Consider the following 20,365-nt stretch of genomic DNA (forward strand, 5'->3'; position numbering starts at 1 on the left):
AGCAACTATTAATAGCGTGATTTAGCCTAAAGTAGCTAACACAAAATTCCGCCCTTTTTTGTGACACGCGCATAAGCAAAGCATGTCGCAAAAGACAGGAATACGTATATTATGTAGAAAAGAATTTGTTGGCAATAAACAAATAATTATTTACTACATAAGAAGCGGAATATGTTTGAAACACAAGAAACAGAAAATAAGAAGATTGAACAAAAACTTGCTCGCCAAAAGCATCTTCGCGAAAACCACAAGCGCAACACTGCAGATTTAATTGTTGAATGCTTAGTAAATGAAGGCGTTGAAGTAGTTTTCGGTATTCCGGGTGAGGAAAATATTCCGCTTCTTGAGGCGATTGAGCGAGACGGTCGCATTTGTTTTGTGCTTACTCGCCACGAGCAGGGCGCTGGTTTTATGGCAGCAACATACGCTCATATTACTGGAAAACCGGGCGTATGCTTGGCAACTTTAGGCCCTGGCGCACTAAATCTTACTCTTCCTGTAGCTCAAGCAAACGCAAGCACTACGCCGCTTGTTGCTATTTGCGCACAAGGTAATGTTTCTAGGCTTTATAAGGAATCTCATCAGATTATTGATTTGGTTGCACTCTTCCAGCCGATTACGCAATGGTCTTCTATGATGCTTGCTCCAGAATCTGCGCCGGAAATGGTTCGAAAAGCTTTCTCTATTGCCGGCCGAAACCGTCCGGGAGCCACGTGCCTTGTTATTCCGGAAGATATTAGCGAAATGCAAGCGCCTGAAGACGCGAAGCCTCTTCCACTTCCACATCCGCTGCATATTATGCCAGCTCCGGACACTATTGAAGAAGCTGCGAAAATTATTAGTAAAGCAAAACAGCCTATTATTTTGGCTGGAAACGGCGTTGCGCGCTCTCACGCTGAGGATCAGCTTCTTGCTTTTGCAGAGCAGCTTAACGTGCCAGTTGCAACTACGTTTGAAGGAAAAGGCGTTTTCCCGGATAATCATCCGAATGCGCTTGGCGTCGTTGGATTTATGCATCGCGACTACGAAAACTTCGCTTTTGACACGGCTGATTTGATTATTGCCGTAGGTTTTTCAATTCAGCAGTTTGATCCTAAGAAAATCAACCCAAATATTGATAAAACCATTATTCACATCAATACTTTTGTGGAAGATACCGACGCGCACTACCCTACTGCGCTGAACATTATGGCAAATATTGGCCAAACGCTTAAAACTCTTACAGAAGTATTAAAGACGCGCAACGTAACTTTCGACGTAAGCCACCCTCGTATTAGACAACTACTTACGGAAGAATTACATTCTTGCGAAAACGACGAAAGCATGCCAATGAAACCGCAGCGAGTAGTATACGATATTCGCCGCGCTGTGCCTGAAGGAACGAAGGTGCTTGTAGATACAGGCGCTTTGAAAATGTGGATGGCACGCTTGTACCCAACTATGCACCCGAATACTTGCATAATAGACAACAGCCTTTCTACTATGGCTTGGACGCTTCCGGGTGCTGTTGGAGCTTCGTTTATTCGCGATATTGGCGGCAAAATGAACGCAAAACCAGTTTTGGCCGTAATGGGCGACGGAAGCTTTATGATGAACGTGCAAGAAATTGAAACAGCTGTGCGCGTTGGAAGCCGCATGGTTGTTCTTGTTTGGGAAGATAACGCGTACGGCTTAATCAAGTGGAAGATGGAGCTTCATGCAGGCGAGCACGAATACGTTGATTTCCATAATCCGGACGTGCCAAAATTGGCTGAAAGCTTTGGCGCACGCGGACATGCTGTTAAAAAGCCAGAGGATTTGTACAATATGCTGCGCGCGGCTTTGGAGCAGGAAAGCGGAGTGGACGTGATTTCTTGCCCAGTTGATTACAGCGAGAATATGAAGCTTATTGAAAAACTCGGCGATATTGACTTTAGTAACTGACGCGCTGCTCCAAACGTGCGCAACTTGTATCGCGTTTGGAGCGCTTTATTTAGCTAATCCCTCCAAACGCGCGCAACTTGTCTCGCGTTTGGAGCGCTTTATTTAGCTAATCCCTCCAAACGCGGGAAATCTATCTCGCATTTGGAGCGTAGCGTCAGCTACTAAAGTATATTTATATAGAAAGCATGTTGGTAAAAACAAATTTTGCTAATCTACAACATGCAAAGTACGATAAATGTAATTTTTATATTTTTCTGGATTAAGCCTACTACATATTTCAACATTAGGAGTTTTACCAGAGAAGAAATTAGCATCAACAAGAACTGAGCCATAACTTGGTCCAGGAGTTGCATCAACTTGGCAATAATATTTTGTGCACTCGCTTATACATTCAGGATATAACGCAGCGGCAACTGCAGATGGATCAGCCATATCTAAATAAGCATCCCCAAAACGGCTAACATTCATTTCCATTAATTCCCTATTACAATCAATAGCGAACTTACCGAGTTCTCCACTTTTGCGAATATTAGCAATTTCTTGCGGATTCAGCATACATTCTCCCAAGCATGCATCCCATCCAACAAACATAATATTTTTAAGACCAGAATCAACTAATATCTTTGCAGCTTCTGCATCTTGCCAAATATTAAATTCTGCTACAGGAGAAACATTTCCACGGCCTAAACCAGCAGATCCCATAACGACTATGCGACCAACTTTTTTCATCGCTTCATAATCAACCTTAATAGCTAGAGCAATATTAGTTAATGGCCCTAATGCAATAATGTCTATTTCACCATCTTCACTGTTTCTCAAAGTTTCGATCATTTTCAAAACAGCATTACCATTACTTTCTTTCAAACGATGAGGCACTAGACCAATATCACCCATTCCATCTCTACCATGAGTTTCATGAGCATAAGCCAAATCGCGCAACAGCATGCTTCTGCTTCCTTTATATACAGGTGGCTCATATGAACCAGCATGCTCGATAGTAGTAAGCGTATTGATAGTCGCTTGTTCCATGCACACGTTTCCCGATACAGTGCAAAACATTAATATCTCATATCTAGGATCATTTAAAGCCATGGCAATTGCCATAGCATCATCCGAACCACAATCTGTATCTATTATTATTTTCTTTTTAGAATAAATTCCTTGATTTTCCATAAATTCTAAATATCCCATCAACTAATAGAAACTGTAGTTTCAGATGTGATTACAATATTTACACTCTCACAGAATTTGCGACTGAAGATTTTTGCGGGCAGATTCCATTGAGGTGATTTTCCCTAGAAGCTCAAGCTTTTCCTGACCATCCTTAAGTTTCGCCATACGCGCTCGAGCTGCACCAATTCTACGCATAAAACCAACGTCTAAAAGTCTAATAAGCAGCTCGTTCGCATACTTGCTTTCTGCAACAGTAGCTTTCCGCAAGAAATCCGAAGGAGACCCGTTTGAAGATTGCTGATTCTGCCGATTGCCAGCATCTTCTAACGAGTCTGAAGCTGCAGGAAGCGGCAATGGCATTACCGAAAGCTCAGTAATAACAGACTCCAGCAAAGGTCCAGCTGCTTTAGTCATCATGTGCAACCACAATCCTTGTGTAACGTTGCCAGTCGGCAATCCTCCCGCAGCAACAAATGCTTGGAAAAGCGTTCTAAAAACTGGAGTAATAAAATTATTTAACGTAAGCTGCGCAAATAATTGTTCATTAAACGCAAGCGGAACTTGCAGCAACAAAGACATAAACTGCTGCTCGCACATGAATACAGCATCATCAACGCGATAATAATGCTGATTTTGCGCAGCACTTCGAACAATAGCCATTCTAGAAGCTTTAGAATCTGCATCACGCTCAGCAACAGCCTGCGGCAAGCCTGCAGGAGTAGCGTTATACCTAGATGCGTAAGCATCGTCGTCGCGAACTTGCAAACGGCGGCGAGAAGCCTCAACTTCCTTACGCATAACAGCTAAATCAACACCAATTGCGCGCACAGCTTTGCGAGAATACAAGTCAAGAAGCGAACGGTCGCGAATTTGCGCAATAAGAGGCGCAACAGCTTTCACCGCACCCATTTGGCCAGTCGTAAACGAAGTATCAAAACGATTGATAACAGTATTGATAACAAAGTCATAAAGCGGACTTGCGTGCGAAACCAGCGAGCGCACAGCATCGTCACCGCGCTGAATACGCAAATCACAAGGATCAAGATTATTGTCTGCTACAGCAACAAAAGTTTGCGTCAAAAATGCGGAATCTAAGCCAAAAGCGTGAAGCGCAGCCTTTTGACCTGCAGCATCACCGTCAAAAGTAAAAACGATGCGCGAACTCACCGACTGACCATCCACCTTTAGAGGGCCAACAAGCTGAATTGCACCTAAAGAATCATCAGCAATAAGACGTCGCACAATCTTCGCATGTTCAACGCCGAAAGCAGTTCCGCAAGTAGCAACAGCAGTATCAACACCAGCTAAATGGCAGGCCATAACGTCCGTGTAACCTTCAACAATTACAACTTGACGCTTTTTAACAATATTTGCTTTCGCTAAGTCGATTCCGTACAAAACTTGCGTTTTTCGATACAGTGCAGTGTCGGGAGTGTTAATATATTTTGCGCTAATAGAATCGTCGTCGTAAAGCTTCCTTGCACCAAAGCCAAGAGTTCTACCAGTCGAGTCGCGAATAGGCCAAGTTAAGCGACCGCGGAAGTAGTCGTATATTCCTCGCTGACCAAGTCTAGCTAAGCCAGCGTCAAGCAGCTCTTGACGTGTAAAACCTTTATTCGCTAAGTATCTGACTAAATTATCCCAGCCTTTAGGAGCGTAGCCACAAGAAAAACGCGCACTTTGCTGAGGAGTAAAGTTTCGTCCGGCAAGCAATTCGCGCGCGGCAGCAGCTTCCTCAGTATTAAGATTTGAAGCGAAAAACTTTTGAGCTTCTTCATTTGCTTCTAAAAGCCTGGCTCGCTTAGAACCGTGCGATTGAGAGTCGCCTTTTTCTGCCTGCTGGTAGTGCATTTCAATGTGGTAATGATCTGCCAAAAACTCAACAGCTTCGCGAAAATCAATGTTTTCTTTCTGCTCAACATACTTAAAAACGTCGCCGCCTGCACCGCATCCGAAGCAGTGCCACACGCCCAAACTTGGACGCACGCTAAAACTAGGTGTTTTTTCATCGTGGAATGGGCAAAGACCTACAAAAGTGCCAGTTCCCGAAGGCTTAAGCGTAACAGTTGCAGACACAATATCATACAAATCTGCCACAGCGCGCACGCGCTCAATATCTTCTTTTGCGATCATTCCAACCATGGTATCTAGCTTATCGCAAACCTGCGGCGAGTGGTATTGGTGGTATGTGAAAACATTTGCCGTATATTTTCCCCGGCATTTTTCCGCTCTGGCCTTATTTGACCACATTTGCCGTGAATATTCACGGCGTTTGTTTCCGCTCTGGCCTTATTTGACCACATTTGCCGTATATTTTCCCGGCATTTGTTTCCACTCTGGCGGTATGTGGAAACATTTGCCGTATATTTTCCCGGCGTTTGTTGCCGTTCTGGCCTCAGTTGACCACATTTGCCGTGTTATTTCCCCGGCATTTGTTTCCACTCTGGCGGTATGTGGAAACATTTGCCGTATTATCCAAGGACGCGCGGTTCAGTTCGCACCTGCCCCGGATGATTCGAACGCGTACTATCTTGTGGAAGAGCCTTTCGACTGGTCTTCAATTCCTAGCGAATCGTTGTAAATCAAGCTAAGCGCATAGCGCTTGTGCACAGCGCTGCGTAAATCACTTACGTAAATCACTTACGTACAGAACTTGAGTACATAGCTTACTTTGACCAGCAAATTTTATACGGATTCGTTCTTTTACTTGCGCTTACAATTCCCTATCTTGAATGAAACTAACCCAATCAAACGGCTTCTCAACTAGGTAGTAAACGTTAGAATCATCCGGAGCTGGAGCAAAAGGCACAGGCTTATTAAATTCAGTTGGGACAAATGGATTATGCGTCATATCTCCATTTTTTGCATTAACTATTTGCTCTGATTTACTGTAATATTTAGGATCTCTGCGCAAAATAAACGGACGATCCATATCCGGTTTAGTCTTGCCTTTGCCTTTAAAGAATCCGCTTGCTTCTAGTTCGTCGAGCTTTGCATTAACCGGAACAAGAACGAAATATGCGCGCATCCTATACGTTATACCCTTGTTACCTCCAGGTATTTTCTCGTAACTAGGTCCGTAACTTGAATAAAGAGGATTCTTATCTAAATCTTCATACGAAACAAATTTTCCGTTAATGCAAGATCCTGCAGGCAAAGTGTATATTTCATTACCACAGTAAGGATCACCGCCATCACGGAATATATCAACCATTCCCGTGTCGCCAAATAGTAACGTATTTTGCATAGGAAGTGAATTATGTTTCTCATTGTCGTAAACTTTGATTGCACTTCCTATGAGGTTCTGAGTAAACTGCCACATTCCAAAACTGTGATAATACTGTGTTTTATCGTCGTTAGCTATATCCTCAATAGCATGAGGTCCGCGAAGAAGAAGATCCGTGTTTTCTTCCGGACCTTCCATTGTATGATGCCCTATTTCAAACTCTAAGCAATCTCCAGATTTAGTGCACCATTTTCCAACAAACGGTGTAAGCGTCGACACTTCAACTGTAGTTAAATATTCACTATAGTACTTTTTTGAAGTAAACATTTTCTTAGTTTCAGAAGCATCAGCGCCATAGTAAAGCGTTATGTCGGTATCTCCCCTATGTGATTGCCCTAATCCAAGATTAGACCCAACAATTTTGCCTAAGTGTTTTCGGGATGAATATTTTGGTACAAGTCTAACTTTGAATCCTTCATCAGACATCATTTTGTACGCTTCGTCTTTATCTTTATCGAATAATTCAACAGGAACAGACCTGCCGCTATCAGGATATTTATCTTCTTCTCCAATGCCTATGAAAATTTCTTTATTTTCATCTAAAGGCTCGCCTGGCATTGGGTTAGTTGCGGCGATTTTTCCAGGATGAAGTGATGCTACTGTGTAAACTTTTACTGGAACTCCCATTGATTTTAATAGCGGAGTCGCTTCTTCAACAGTTTTTCCAATTACTCCCTTTTCCGGCATTCCAGGACCTTTGGATTCAACGACCGTTACAACGTGATTTCCGTGAATAACTTGCCCAGGTTTTACGTTTTGATATCGCGCAAAATTACCTGGTTTACTTCCTCCGAAATCTTTTACTAAGCGAGTTTCAACACCTTTTTCTTGCAGTTCACGTACAACATCTTGCGCAGATTGTGAAGTTTTTGCTTTAGGTACGACTATGCGTTCAGATGGCGCTGCTTTACGAAAATGCGGAGAAGCAAAGAGGAAGACTACCGCCGCAATAATTGCAACCGCTGCTATAACGCATGCGCTGATGATAATTAGTTTGCGATTTTTGGGAAGATTAGCTTTGTTTGAGCTTGTTAATTTATCGGGATTTGGTTGAGAGTTTTGCGGATTATATTGCGGCTGCTGGTATTGCGTCTGCGGATTATATTGCGGCTGACATTGGGTTTGCTGTTGATTATAGTACGGTTGTTGCGGCTGCTGCTGGTATTGCGAATCATATTGCGGCTGCTGCGTCTGAGACTGCTGCGGCTGAGACTGCTGGTAGTCCGGCTGAGCTTCATTTTCAACAACAGCTCCGCAAAAACCGCAAAACTTGGTACTTTCGTCAATCTTATTTCCGCAATTTGTACAAAACATCGTAGCCTTCTCTCGTGCGCGCAGCAATCTCATCTACAGAAAAATCTGCTTTCTATACTACAGCTACTTACTTGATTTTTTAATGCGGAAACAAACGCCGGGAAAAAACACGGCAAATGTGGTCAGCTGAGGCCGAAACAGAAACAAACGCCAGGGAAATAACACGGCAAATGTTTCCACATAACGCCGAAACAGAAACAAATGACGGGAATATTCACGGCAAATGTTTCCACATAACACCAGAACGGAAACAAATGACGGGAATATTCACGGCAAATGTTTCCACATAACACCAGAACGGAAACAAATGACGGGAATATTCACGGCAAATGTGGTTAGACGCGGCCAAATCACAGTGATTCGCTAGGAATTGCACTCCAGTCGAAAGGCTCTTCCACAAGATAGTACGCGTTCGAATCATCCGGGGCGGGTGCGAACGGCACTGCGCGACTACGCTCCGTAGGTACAAAAGGATCAATCCAATTGACTTCTCCAGGGGCCAAATTCTTGCGCGTTTCTTTGTATAGTTTAGGATTTCTGCGCAAAATAAATGGTCGTGTCAAATCAGGCTTATTTTCAACTTTTCCAGCGAAATATCCGCTATTTACAAGCTTATCGAATTTCGCACCAACAGGCACAACCACCATAAAATCTTGCATTACGTAATAAAGACCTACGTTTACACCTGGATCTTCCAAGGCTGCTTCGCGATCAATTTTGTTATCTGCCATGTCAGCAGCACCAAGATATTTACCGTTTACACACAGAGAAGGATCACCAAAATTATAAATAGCGTGTCCGTCGCAACGAAGCGATTCTCGGCCAGCATATAATTCAACAGTTCCTGTATCGCCGGAAATAAGATGATTACGCATGATTGAAGTATTTGGAAGATTCTTATCGAATACTGCGTAATCTGATGGGTCTGGACCCCATGAACTCAAGTATAGAGCATTTATATTGTATAAAGTATTGGGAGGAGTATTTTTGGCAACTTCGGATGTCATTACTCCGCCGATTCTATTGCTCTCTCCGAGAATATCTTCAGGGACAAGTTTTATGCACTTGTTGTCTTTTGTGCACCATTTTCCTACGAAAGAACCAGCTCTGTCCACTACGTAGGCTGTTTTGCCGTTGTAATCCATTGGCTCTGTTACTACATCTTTTGTTTTGGATGCGTCAACACCATAGTAAAGCGTTACGGCTTTAGGATTTCCTTTAGTACCCAAAGCCGGGTAGGCGCCAACGATTTTGCCGAAATACTTTGCAGAAGAAAACTTCGGGCGAAGATCCACGCTGAAAGGCTTAGAAGACAACATGTCCTTGGCTTTGTCTTTATCTAAGCCAAACACGTCAACCGGCACGCCATCGCACTTTTCGCCAACCGCAATATTTATTACACCGTCTTTACCAACAGCATTTCCAGGCATCGGGCTAGACGCAACAATCTTACCGTCAGCAGCATCAGTAGAAGGAACGTGATGCAGTTTTACTGGAACGCCCATTGACTTCACAATTTTCTTGGCATTTTCTAAACTTGCTCCAACAACGCCTTTCGCAGGAACGCCAGGGCCTTTAGATCTTAAAATTTTCACAACTGTTTTAGTTGACACTTTAGAACCCGGCTTAACGTTTTCGTATCGAAGGAAGTTGCCCTTCTTTTCGCCGCCAAATTCGTCTATAATTTTCGTACGGAAACCGTTATTTTCCAAGGATTTTACAACTTGATCCGCATTGTCTCCAGCTTTTGCTTTAGGGATTACTGCCGGATTTGAATTTAAGCCCATAAAAGTAGTAGAAGTGTTTCTAGTGAAATACCAGACTGTTCCGGCAAGAATAAGCACTACTGACAGGACGATGCTGGTAATCATAATTGCAAGACGCTTGCGATTGTTAAGAAGATCCGCTTTATTTGGGCTTGGTTGTTTCGATTGAGTTGGCTGAGTTGGTTGAGTTGGTTGCGCTGACGGATTGTCTTGCGTTTGCTGTGGTTGCTGTTCCAGCTGAGTTGGTTGCTGCGTTGGTTGTTGCTGCGGTTGGTGACCTTGAGGATTCACTTCACTTTCAACTACAGCTCCGCAAAAACCGCAGAACTTATCTCCCTCATCAATCTTATTTCCGCAATTTATACAAAACATCGAAACCTTCTATAACGCACTCAACAATCTCATTTATAAAATGAATTCTATTTTCTATACTACAGCTACTTACTTGATTTTTTAATGCGGAAACAAACGCCAGGGAAATAACACGGCAAATGTTTCCACATAACGCCAGAACGGAAACAAACGCCAGAGAAAAAACACGGCAAATGTTTCCACATAACGCCAGAACGGAAACAAACGCCAGAGAAAAAACACGGCAAATGTTTCCACATAACGCCAGAACAGAAACAATCGCCAGAGAAAAAACACGGCAAATGTGGCCAAATAAAGCCAGAACGGAAACAAACGCCGGAAAATAACACGGCAAATGTGGTCAAACACAGCCAAACCGAAAACAAACGCCAGAAAATAACACGGAGTTTGTGGTCAAAACAGCTTTTAACCACAATCGTAAATTTAAGTTGTTTAATAAATAAAACGCAAATAGTATCAGCAACATGTTAAACAATCTAATGCATTCAATTTTAGAAGAAGAAAATGCCGGCAGATGCTTAATGGCATCAAAAACCAGCTCTCGCAAGAGTTTGAGACGACACTTGCAATCCGGTCATCTTGTCGAGCCATACTATGGCTTGTATACTCGAGCTGAGCATTGGAATAAACTTTTATACAAAGACAAAATTCTTCACATTGCACTATCTCTACAAGAGAAAATAAAAATCTTATCATGGAAGTTTACCGGAGAAACCGGAGCTGTAATGCTGAATTTGGACACAGCTATCACTCCGAATGATTATGGAAAACCGACTAAAGTCTACGTTTCGTGTCCTTACGAAGAAAAATACGTAACCTCAAAAAACTCGCAAGAAGAATATACTAGAGCTAGCCGTCAGCTTCAACGCGTACATTTGCCAGATATTGTAGACGACGAATTGGGAATCCGCATCGAAACATTCAATTTTGCGCAGAAAAAATCCGATAATAAGCAACGAAATATTCCCACAACAAATTTTGGGCATTTAGAGACTCCAAAAGATAAAGCCATGCAACATGTTGCAAGTATATACAACATACTATTCGTGTGCGCGTGGACTCTTCCTTTTAGACGCGCTCTTCCTATTTTTGATTCTGCAGCAAAAAACAATGTAGATCTTGAAAAAGTTTATAAAGTGTGCTCAGAATTTTACGAAGAATTCCGATATCAATATGATGCACCATCGTTCCAAGATGTGCCATATTTAAAAGATAAGCATTCGATAATTAGTTACGTAAACGAATGCGACATTTTAGCTAGACTTCTCATACTGTGCAGACTTGCAAATGGTAAAAGCGAAAATAGTGGAGAATCACTGGCCAGAGCAACAATGATTGAACTTGGATTTAAAAACCCAGAGTTACAGCGAGAATTTTTTAATGAAAACAATCCAAAATGGCCGTATAGAGTAGATTTCGCATGGGAAATTAACAAAAAACTAATTGTCGGCGAACTTGACGGTACAGATAAATATTTAGCTGCTAGTTGGGCAGATATAGATAGTATTGAAAGTAACGAAATCGATATAAATGGCAAGAATGCAATAGGAAACGTAAATAAATTAGCAAACAATAATTCAGAGAATGACAATAGCTTAACTGACTCTTTTGGGATTAATATTCTACATTATTACGACAGAGATGCAGTGCGGCGTGAGCATAAAAGGGAGCGTTTCCTGCTAAATTGTGGGGTAAGTAATATAGTTCGTTTTGATTTTACTGATGTAATAGATCCTGAAAAACTTGAAAACTTATTACTCAATGCAGGCGTACCTAAGATTGATTATTAGTTAGTTAAAATCAGTTAGCGTAATCTCTTTACTCACGGCAAATGTGGTCAAACACAGCCAGAGCGAAAACAAACGCCGAGGGAATACACGGCAAATGTTTCCACATAACGCCATAGCGGAAACAAACGCCGGGAAAATAACACGGCAAATGTGGCCAAATAAAGCCAGAACGGAAACAAACGCCGGGAAAATACACGGCAAATGTGGCCAAATAAAGCCAGAACGGAAACAAACGCCGGGAAAAATCACGGCAAATGTTTCCACATAACGCCAGAACGGAAACAAACGCCGTGGAAAAAACACGGAAAATGTGGCCAAATAAAGCCAGAACGGAAACAAACGCCGGGAAAATATACGGCAAATGTGGTTAGACGCGGCCAAATCACAGTGATTCGCCAGGAATTGCACTCCAGTCGAAAGGTTCTTCCACAAGATAGTACGCGTTCGAATCATCCGGGGCAGGCGAAAACGGAACTGCTCGTCCTTTTTCAGAAGGAATAAACGGATTAACCCAATTGCCTCCTCCAGCCGGCAAATTCTTGCGTGTTTCTTTGTATAGCTTAGGATTCCTGCGCAAAATAAACGGACGCTTTAAATCCGGCTTGTCTGTAGGCTTTCCAACAAAATAGCCACTGTTTATAAGCTTATCGAATTTCGCACCAACAGGCACAACCACCATAAAATCTTGCATTGTGTAGTAGAGACCAACATCTTTACCTGGATCATGAGTAATTTCATCAAGCTTTTCAGAGTCTCCAATAAAATCAACATATTTTCCATTTACGCATGCGGATCCATATGAAGCAAGAAGAATATCATCGCTTCCACATTGTACAATTCCTCCGCCAGCGTACAATTCAATTGCGCCTGTGTCTCCAGAAATAAGATGATTTCTCATGTATTTTGTATTAGGAACGTTTTTATCAAACACAGCCCTATCTGCAGGGTCCTGGCCTGCTGACGTCAATGTGAGTACGCCCCTAAGATTTATGTTGTCTCTTTTATCTTTATCAGGTATTCTGCCGTTTTTATCTGCAATATCTGCCGGTATAAGTTCCTTAATGTCCTTCTCTTCCGTATCTAATTCGGAAACTCCACCCATAAGACGAGGAAGAAGATTTATGCAATCGCCGCTCTTCGTGCACCACTTGCCTATAAAAGAGCCAGAGTGATTTACAAGATATATTGTTTGATCGCCGTAATCCATCTGCTCAGTCACCACATCTTTTGTTTTGGACGCGTCAACACCGTAGTAAAGCGTTACGGCTTTAGGACTGCCTTTAGTGCCCAAAGCTGGATAAGCGCCAACGATTTTGCCGAAATACTTTGCAGACGAGAACTTCGGGCGAAGATCCACGCTGAAAGGCTTAGAAGATAGCATGTCCTTGGCTTTGTCTTTATCTAAGCCAAACACGTCAACCGGCACGCCATCGCACTTTTCGCCAACAGCAATATTTATTACACCGTCTTTGCCAACAGCGTTTCCAGGCATTGGGCTGGAAGCAACAATCTTACCGTCTGCAGCATCGGTAGAAGGAACGTGATGCAGTTTTACTGGAACGCCCATTGACTTCACAATTTTCTTGGCATTGTCTAAACTTGCGCCAACAACGCCTTTCGCAGGAACGCCCGGGCCTTTAGATCTTAGAATTTTCACAACTATTTTAGTTGACACTTTAGAGCCCGGCTTAACGTTTTCGTATCGAAGGAAGTTGCCCTTCTTTTCGCCGCCAAATTCGTCTATAATTTTCGTGCGGAAACCGTTATTTTCCAGGGTTTTCGCAACATTATCCGCATTGTCTCCAGCTTTTGCTTTAGGAATTTTAGCGTAGGTTTTTGCACTGGTTAAGTTTGCGATTGAATTAGGATTTTTTACGCAATATAAAACAGTGCCTGTAATTACAAGCGCGATTGCAAGAATAATGCTCGTAATCATAATTATGAGTTGCTTGCGATTATGAAGAGGGTCAAATTTGAAGGAATTATGAGATTGCGACGAGCTTGATAAGTTGGACGAGTTTAATGAGCTGTATGAATCGGCTACATCGCTTTCAACAACAGCTCCACAAAAACTGCAGAACTTATCGTCAGCGTCAATCTTATTTCCGCAATTTATGCAAAACATCGCAACCTTCTTCGCACAATTTAGTCTTTACAACAAATCTACACTCACAGCTCACCCAGAACAAAGCACTTAGCAAAAGCACTAGCACAAGGCCGCGTGAAGAGTTGCGGCGGACCCGTCTGTTAAGCTTGCCACCTGGTCGATTGCAACACGAAGACGCTCATCATCATTCGTGCACTCGTTCCAATCTCCCACAAACACGGCTTCCATAGCATCGTGCGAGCGCGGCGACTTGCTCATAAAGACTTCCACCAAATCCGTCAAAATCTTCTGTTCGCGCTTATAAACTTCACGCTCGCGAGGAGCGATTATAAAGTGCACTGCCAAGCTTTTAAGTATTACAATCTCGTAGGAAGTATCTTCCGGAATTACAAGGTTTGCGCGGTAACGAACAAGAGGACCGTTGCCATAACGCTCACGCGTAGCGTGCTCAACAGAACTTGCGAAACGGCCAATAAGAGCGCTAGTAATATTTTTCAACTGCGCTAACGCTCGACGTGAACCGTCGAAAGAATCCGGGAACATTGCGCGCTTCCTTAAACGCTGCAAAGCCGCCAAAAGTTTATCTACATCCCAACGATTTCCATACCAGGCATGGGTTTCTTCAACAACTTTATCTACAACTTTTGTATCCGCAACTAAAGCAGGATTAAAAGCGCCGGTTACAATCGCATCCTCAATATCGTGCACACTGTAAGCAATATCGTCCGAAAGATCCATTATTTGACATTCCATCGGCTTGGTTTCGTGCGGCGCTCCAATTTTCAGCCATTCAAACACATCACGATCATCCGGATACACGCAGAATTTAAGATCGCGCTCACCTTTGTCGTGCGCCTTAGCTTCTTCTAATCCCCACGGATACTTCACTGCAGCATCTAATGCTGCGCGCGTAAGATTTACTCCTGCACTCCTGCCGTTTTGCCGCAAAACTTTCGTCTCTAAGCGTGTAAGTAAGCGAAGAGTTTGCGCGTTTCCTTCAAAACCACCAATATTTTTCGCCAACTCTGCGAGCGCACGCTCACCGTTGTGGCCAAAAGGCGGGTGACCCAAGTCGTGAGACAAGCAAGCGCAATCAACAACATCCGGATCACAGCCAAGCATTGCTGCAATCTGTCTACCAATTTGCGCAACTTCAAGAGTATGCGTTAAGCGAGTTCTGGCAAAATCATCCGATCCTGCAACTAAAACCTGGCTTTTTGCGCCCAATCTACGAAGAGCAGACGAGTGTATGATTCGCGCGCGATCTCTTTCAAAAGGCGTTCTAGCGCGAGTGTGATGAGGCTCACTCGCCCAGCGCTCAGTGTCATGCAAATCGTATTCACCAACGACTTCATTATCTGATGCAATTACTTCGTCGCACATCTAGCACCTCTTTTATTTGCAATTAAGACTATTTTTATTAACTGTCTTAAAACAAGCAGTAACAAGTTATATAAGACTTTTTGCGTCCAGTTTTGAAATATCGCTAGAAGATAGCACTTCGTAAGCGTTGCGGTAAAGCCGCGGCACGCGAGCGCCGATTCCAGTCATAATTTCGTAGCTGATTGTTCCTGCAGCTTTTGCCCAATCGTCTGCAGTAGGCTCAGCAAATTCCAAGCCTCTTCCAGGACCAAAAAGCGTTACAGTATCACCTTCTCGCACTCCCAATTCTGCAGCATCGCCTTTTAAATCAACTATGAACTGATCCATGCAAACTCGCCCTGAAACGTTCACAATTCGAGCACCATTATTTGTTTCTACTCTAACCGGACCGCCTGGCTTATTAACATGACGCGCACCTTGCATATCGAATCCAGAAGCAGAACGCAAAATGCCGTCAGCGTATCCAAGAGGAACAATAGCAGTACTCGTATTATTTGGAGTTAAATACGTGCGTCCGTAGGAAATTCCATGTCCTTCTTCTACAGTTTTTACAGTGCCAAGCTGGGCTTGAAGAGTCATAGCCGGCTGCAATCCGTAAGTTTGAGAAGTTCCCATTGCAGGATCCGGCTCGTAGCCGTACAAACCGATTCCTGGGCGAACAAGCTCAAAACGAATTTCTGGGCGGTTAAGCGTTGCAGCAGTATTTGCTAAATGACGGATTTTAGGCGCTAAACCAGCTTCTTTCATGCGTTTCGTAAACTCGTGGAATTGTTGAATTTGGCGGTCTGTTGCGTCTACAAATTCTGGAACGTCTGGAGAATCTGCCACAGCTAAGTGACTCCATTGGCCAATAACCTCAATCGCGCCTTCGCTAGAGTATTGCTGCAATCTTTTAAGAGCGTCACTAAAACCGGCTGGAGTAAAACCATTTCTGCCAAAACCTGTATCGACTTTTACGTGCACGCGCGCAGGCTTACCTAACTTTCGTGCAGCAAAAGCTACAGCATCAAGAGAGTCAACAGAGCCTACTGAAATATCAATATCTGCTGTAATCAGATCTGCAAACCTGGTAGTTGGAGCGCTTGTAAGCCAAGTAAGAATATGGCAGCGGCTTGAATCAATACCAGCTGCACGCAAACGTAACGCTTCGTATGGTTGAGCTGTGCCAAGCCAAGTAGCTCCACCAGCTAAAGAAGCAAGAGCACTAGGAATTAAGCCATGTCCGTAACCGTCTGCTTTCACTACCCCCATAACTTCCGGCGCATTTTGACCAGGCTGCAAATTTTGAGCAACTCGCGCAACCAAAGTGCGCATATTGTCTCGAAGCGCCTTCAAATCGACGATTACCTGACCCGGGTATGTACTTAAAGCGCGAGCATAGTTTGCTTCTAACATTGCCGCATTACGTGCACTATTACTTGCCGCATTACTTAAATCTGTACTCATAACTCACCTAACTGATTTAGTATGCTTTTAATGCTACATGCTCTTTTGTATACTCTCCATAAGCTTTTAAGAACACACGCGCATTTCATATGACATGATTAAGTGTTTGCATCCATTGATATGCAATACGTACTGCACTGTGTACACGATCTGGAATAACGACCAATCCACAACGACTAAACCCTGCACGCGTAATTACTTTTTGCATAATTACGTTATCTGGATGCGTGTCAATGCGTACATTATTATAGTTTTGCTGCACCCAATGCAAGCACGCTGTTGCCATTTTTGGTTTTATTCCCGAAGATGCTAAGCGGTGAATTGTTACATAGGGGGAAATATCATCAAGCCACGCACCGTCAATACTGGCATACACTTCATCAACACCTTCGCATAATGCGAATTGCGCTAGAATACGCTCGTTACATGATTCTGGATCCTCGTCAACAATCAAATAGAAACGTTTTAAACGAATATCTTCAATAACACTTGAAACAAGTGGAAAACTATTCCCCCACTGATGAGGATTGCCTGTAACACGCATAAATTTGCGAGCATTTTCATAAATATGCTCAATATTTCGCAAGTCACCAAGCGTTGCTTTTCTCAATGTTATATCTTCCATGCCAACCTCTAAAAGAAAGCAAATAAAACTACGCAAAATTAGCTAATTATTACTTACACAAGTTTGCGCTCAAAAGGATCCGAACTAATTCCCTTCGCTAGAATATCTTTACACCATTGACTAGCACCAAATAAACTGTGGTCTCTATAGTTACCGCAAGATTCAATAGTTGTTGCAGGAACATCATCCCAAGTCGCCTTAAACGCAATAAACTCAAGAGATTCCTTTAAAGCGCGCGCCACATCTTCTGTGCTGTGTTCGCCCCAAGTTAGCAGATGAAAACCAGTTCTGCAACCAAAAGGCGAGCAATCAATATAGCCATCAATACGCTCGCGAAGTAACACTGCAATCATATGCTCAATTGTGTGCAAAGCTGAAGTAGGAATTGCTTCATCATTAGGCTGCGTTAAACGAATATCATAGTTGGAAATAACATCCCCATTAGGACCTTTTTGCGTATTGATATAGCGCACATAAGGTGCTTTTACTTTAGTATGATCTAGTTCAAAACTTTCTGGTCTAGGCCTAGACGCATCCTGCTTATTCATAAGTATTCCCTTCGCTTAACTACACAATAAACAACGTACTCTTTACGTACTAAGTACTTCTATAGTAGACGGTAGTTGCCTAATTAGTTGAAAGATTTATTAGTTGAAAGATTTATTTACATGATTGCTGCGTTTACAAGAGCACGAGTGTAGTCATTTTGTGGACTATTTAGAACATCGCTTACTCTTCCAGATTCCACAATTTCCCCATCGTTAAGAACAATTACGCGTGTTGCTAAATTCTGAATCATACCTAAATCGTGGCTTACGAAAACACACGACATTGTTGGGCGCTCTTTTCGAATTGCCGCAAAAGCGTCGAGAATACGAGTGCGCTCAGCAACGTCAATTGCACTCATTGGCTCGTCTGCAACCAAAACTCGAGGATTATTAATCAGTGCGCGCGCAATAGCAACACACTGAGCCTGACCGCCAGAAAGCTCATGAGGATAACGTTCCAAAAAATCTTTAGGATTTAATCCTACTATTTGCAACATTTCTTCAACTCTGTTGCAAATAGTTGCATCGTCTAATTTAAGCGATTTTCGCCAAATATTAAGCGGCTCGGCAACGCTTTTTAGAACAGTCCAGCGCGGGTCTAAAGCCGCAAATGGATGCTGAAAAACAAGAGAAGTTTCTTTACGAAGCGCACTAGAATAGGAAATTTTTTTGTGATTTGTAGAAGAATTCACTATTTGTGAATCATAAGTAACAATTCCATCTGAAATTTTTTGAAGACCTAACATTGCGCGAATAAGAGTTGTTTTACCAGAGCCAGAACCGCCAATAATAGCAAGCGATTCTCCTTTGAAAAGTTCTAGATTAACACCCTTCAAAACTTCTGCGCGAGCTAAGGCACGACCCAAAGTAACGTGAATGTTTTTTGCAGTTAAAAGAGCAGAATTTTCGCGACTTACATTTTCTGTAGTTGCACTTTCGCGACTTACACTTTCTGTAGTTGCACTTTCTGTAGTTGCACTTTCACAACTTACATTTTGAGAATCTATTTTTTGCGCTCTTAAAGTCAACTTTTTAGCGGCATCAACCAATTGCTTAGTTGAAGTAACGCGTGGATTTTCAAGCAAATCTTGGACTTCTGCACTGTCAACCAATCGCCCAGAATCAAGAACATAACAACGCTTAGCAGCTTTTGAAAGCACAGAAAAATCGTGAGTTACAAAAAGCATAGAAGCGCCCATGTTGTCAACAAGCGAAGTCAACATGTTAACAACTTCTTTTTGAGTTACACTATCGAGAGCAGTAGTAGGTTCGTCAGCCAAAATAAGCCGCGGAGAAGTAATTAAAGCTGTTGCAATACCAACTCGCTGCAGCTGTCCGCCAGAAAGTTCAAAAGTGCGTTTAGAAATAATATTCTGCGGCAAACCAACCTTTTCAAGCATTACGCAAACTCTATTATGAACGTCATCGGCATCAAGTTGGTAGTGAATGCGCAAAGGAAGCGAAATCTGTTCCTCCACGCTTAGCATTGGATTAAGCGCGCGATTAGCCTGCTGAAATACCACGCCCACGTATTTTCCTCGAAGGCGAGCAAGATTCTCATCACTAGCGCCAACAGTTTGAACTCCCCCAAGCATGCAAGATCCAGAAATTTTAGTTTCAGACGGAAGCAAGCCGGTTGCAGCGCGAAGAAGCATAGATTTTCCAGAGCCAGAAGCCCCAACTAAGCCAACACGCTCACCATCTTCAACATGCAGCGAAACGTTGTTAAGAATAGTTTTTTTACCAAGATTTAACGTAAGATTTTGAATATTTAAGCTCATTTTGCGCCTACTTTATTCATACTTTTTGCACAAGGATCCAATACTTTGCGCAACACGTCACCTAGCAGATTAAGAGCAACAACAACTATTGTTACGATTAATCCCGGCCATAGAACAGCCAAAGGATTTACGTGAATAAGCGTTACGGAAGTTGCCAACACGCGTCCCCAGCTAGGAACTCCCGACGGCACACCTACACCCAAGTAAGTTAATCCACTTTCTGCCAAAATCACCGTACCTGCAGAAAGAGAAAGCTGCACAAGCGCTACAGGCGTAATATTAGGGAGCACATGACGAAGTAGCACATATCTTCTTGAAGCGCCTTGAGAAATAGCTGAATTTACGTAATCTGATTGCAAAACAAGCTTTGCGCTTGGACGCACAATACGAGCCAGATTAAAACCGTATCCAAATCCACAAGCAATCACAATCACCAAAACGTTTGCGCCAAACGGAACCGCAAGCATAAGAGCAATCAGAACAGTTGGAACGGAAATAAGAGCGTCAACAGCCATAACGCTTGTTGCACGAATAATTTTATACTGCGAAATCATAATGCTAAGCAAAACCGTGCCAATTAAAGCAGAAATCATAACTGTGCAAACGACTATAACAAGCTCCACTCGAGAACCTGCCATAAGCCAGCTAAGCATGTCGGCGCCAGTTCCATCAGTACCAAGTAAGTGTGCCAAAGACGGCTTCTGCCACACTTCGTAGCCGTTTGTTTTTAGAAGAGAATAAGGAGTCCAAAACAGTGAGATTGCAGCAATAGCAAGCCAAAGAAAAAGCGTTACGCATACGAATTTACCAAATGAAGCACGCCATATACGTTTTAGAATAGTAAATTGCAT

Annotated in this window: 15 protein-coding genes; 3 read left to right on the plus strand and 12 right to left on the minus strand. The window is 42.8% G+C overall.

The genetic code is table 11. The features are described 5' to 3' along the window. Positions 1–171 precede the first annotated feature (171 nt). Positions 172–1,923: an acetolactate synthase large subunit gene (locus ACLD5M_RS01565; RefSeq protein WP_410314424.1), complete on the plus strand. Its 1,752-nt coding sequence runs from the start codon at positions 172–174 to the stop codon at positions 1,921–1,923. A 207-nt stretch (positions 1,924–2,130) separates the two neighbouring features. Here the strand turns inward: ACLD5M_RS01565 and ACLD5M_RS01570 are convergent, their stop codons facing one another. Together ACLD5M_RS01570 and dnaG are read right to left on the minus strand one after the other, a co-directional pair. Further along, the gene (locus tag ACLD5M_RS01570; protein WP_410313499.1) at positions 2,131–3,096 is read right to left on the minus strand and encodes a nucleoside hydrolase; all 966 of its coding nucleotides are present in this window, start codon (positions 3,094–3,096) and stop codon (positions 2,131–2,133) included. Between the two features lie 66 nt (positions 3,097–3,162). Then, positions 3,163–5,238, minus strand: a complete 2,076-nt coding sequence (dnaG, locus tag ACLD5M_RS01575; RefSeq protein ID WP_410314425.1) for a DNA primase — start codon at positions 5,236–5,238, stop codon at positions 3,163–3,165. Between dnaG and ACLD5M_RS01580 the strand changes: the two genes are divergently transcribed. Then, positions 5,237–5,677, plus strand: coding sequence for a hypothetical protein (locus tag ACLD5M_RS01580; protein WP_410314548.1), 441 nt, complete (start codon positions 5,237–5,239; stop codon positions 5,675–5,677). The two genes, dnaG and ACLD5M_RS01580, sit on opposite strands and share 2 nt — an antisense overlap. A 132-nt stretch (positions 5,678–5,809) precedes the next feature. Here the strand turns inward: ACLD5M_RS01580 and ACLD5M_RS01585 are convergent, their stop codons facing one another. From ACLD5M_RS01585 to ACLD5M_RS01595, 3 genes are all read right to left on the minus strand, one after another. Beyond that, a complete protein-coding gene (locus ACLD5M_RS01585; protein ID WP_410314426.1) occupies positions 5,810–7,696 on the minus strand; it encodes a PASTA domain-containing protein in 1,887 nt (628 codons plus the stop codon). A 350-nt stretch (positions 7,697–8,046) separates the two neighbouring features. Next, complete coding sequence (locus ACLD5M_RS01590; protein WP_410314427.1) at positions 8,047–9,834, minus strand: PASTA domain-containing protein; 1,788 nt, start codon at positions 9,832–9,834, stop codon at positions 8,047–8,049. Between the two features lie 81 nt (positions 9,835–9,915). Then, positions 9,916–10,188 carry a hypothetical protein gene (locus ACLD5M_RS01595; RefSeq protein WP_410314428.1) on the minus strand — a complete coding sequence of 91 codons (273 nt, stop codon included), beginning with the start codon at positions 10,186–10,188 and terminating at the stop codon, positions 9,916–9,918. A gap of 110 nt (positions 10,189–10,298) precedes the next feature. On the opposite strand from ACLD5M_RS01595, the gene ACLD5M_RS01600 reads away from it, so the two are divergent. Continuing rightward, a complete protein-coding gene (locus ACLD5M_RS01600) occupies positions 10,299–11,624 on the plus strand; it encodes a hypothetical protein (protein WP_410314429.1) in 1,326 nt (441 codons plus the stop codon). Positions 11,625–12,006: 382 nt separating this feature from the next. On the opposite strand, the gene ACLD5M_RS01605 is transcribed toward ACLD5M_RS01600, so the two are convergent. The 7 genes from ACLD5M_RS01605 to ACLD5M_RS01635 form a co-directional block, all read right to left on the minus strand. Further along, positions 12,007–13,749 carry a PASTA domain-containing protein gene (locus tag ACLD5M_RS01605; protein ID WP_410314430.1) on the minus strand — a complete coding sequence of 581 codons (1,743 nt, stop codon included), beginning with the start codon at positions 13,747–13,749 and terminating at the stop codon, positions 12,007–12,009. Positions 13,750–13,830: 81 nt separating this feature from the next. Continuing rightward, positions 13,831–15,114: a deoxyguanosinetriphosphate triphosphohydrolase gene (locus ACLD5M_RS01610; RefSeq protein WP_410314431.1), complete on the minus strand. Its 1,284-nt coding sequence runs from the start codon at positions 15,112–15,114 to the stop codon at positions 13,831–13,833. Positions 15,115–15,180: 66 nt separating this feature from the next. Further along, positions 15,181–16,560, minus strand: coding sequence for an alanine racemase (gene alr / locus ACLD5M_RS01615; protein ID WP_410314432.1), 1,380 nt, complete (start codon positions 16,558–16,560; stop codon positions 15,181–15,183). 85 nt (positions 16,561–16,645) lie between these two features. Then, positions 16,646–17,185: a GNAT family N-acetyltransferase gene (locus ACLD5M_RS01620; RefSeq protein ID WP_004135377.1), complete on the minus strand. Its 540-nt coding sequence runs from the start codon at positions 17,183–17,185 to the stop codon at positions 16,646–16,648. Between the two features lie 53 nt (positions 17,186–17,238). Beyond that, positions 17,239–17,733: an S-ribosylhomocysteine lyase gene (locus ACLD5M_RS01625; protein WP_410314433.1), complete on the minus strand. Its 495-nt coding sequence runs from the start codon at positions 17,731–17,733 to the stop codon at positions 17,239–17,241. A gap of 116 nt (positions 17,734–17,849) precedes the next feature. Then, positions 17,850–19,514, minus strand: coding sequence for an ABC transporter ATP-binding protein (locus tag ACLD5M_RS01630; RefSeq protein WP_410314434.1), 1,665 nt, complete (start codon positions 19,512–19,514; stop codon positions 17,850–17,852). Next, positions 19,511–20,365, minus strand: a complete 855-nt coding sequence (locus ACLD5M_RS01635) for an ABC transporter permease (RefSeq protein ID WP_032843384.1) — start codon at positions 20,363–20,365, stop codon at positions 19,511–19,513. Before ACLD5M_RS01635 ends, ACLD5M_RS01630 begins: the two co-directional genes overlap by 4 nt.

Origin of the sequence: Gardnerella sp. Marseille-Q9185, from assembly GCF_046508745.1 — a bacterium.
Lineage (GTDB): Bacteria > Actinomycetota > Actinomycetes > Actinomycetales > Bifidobacteriaceae > Bifidobacterium > Bifidobacterium greenwoodii.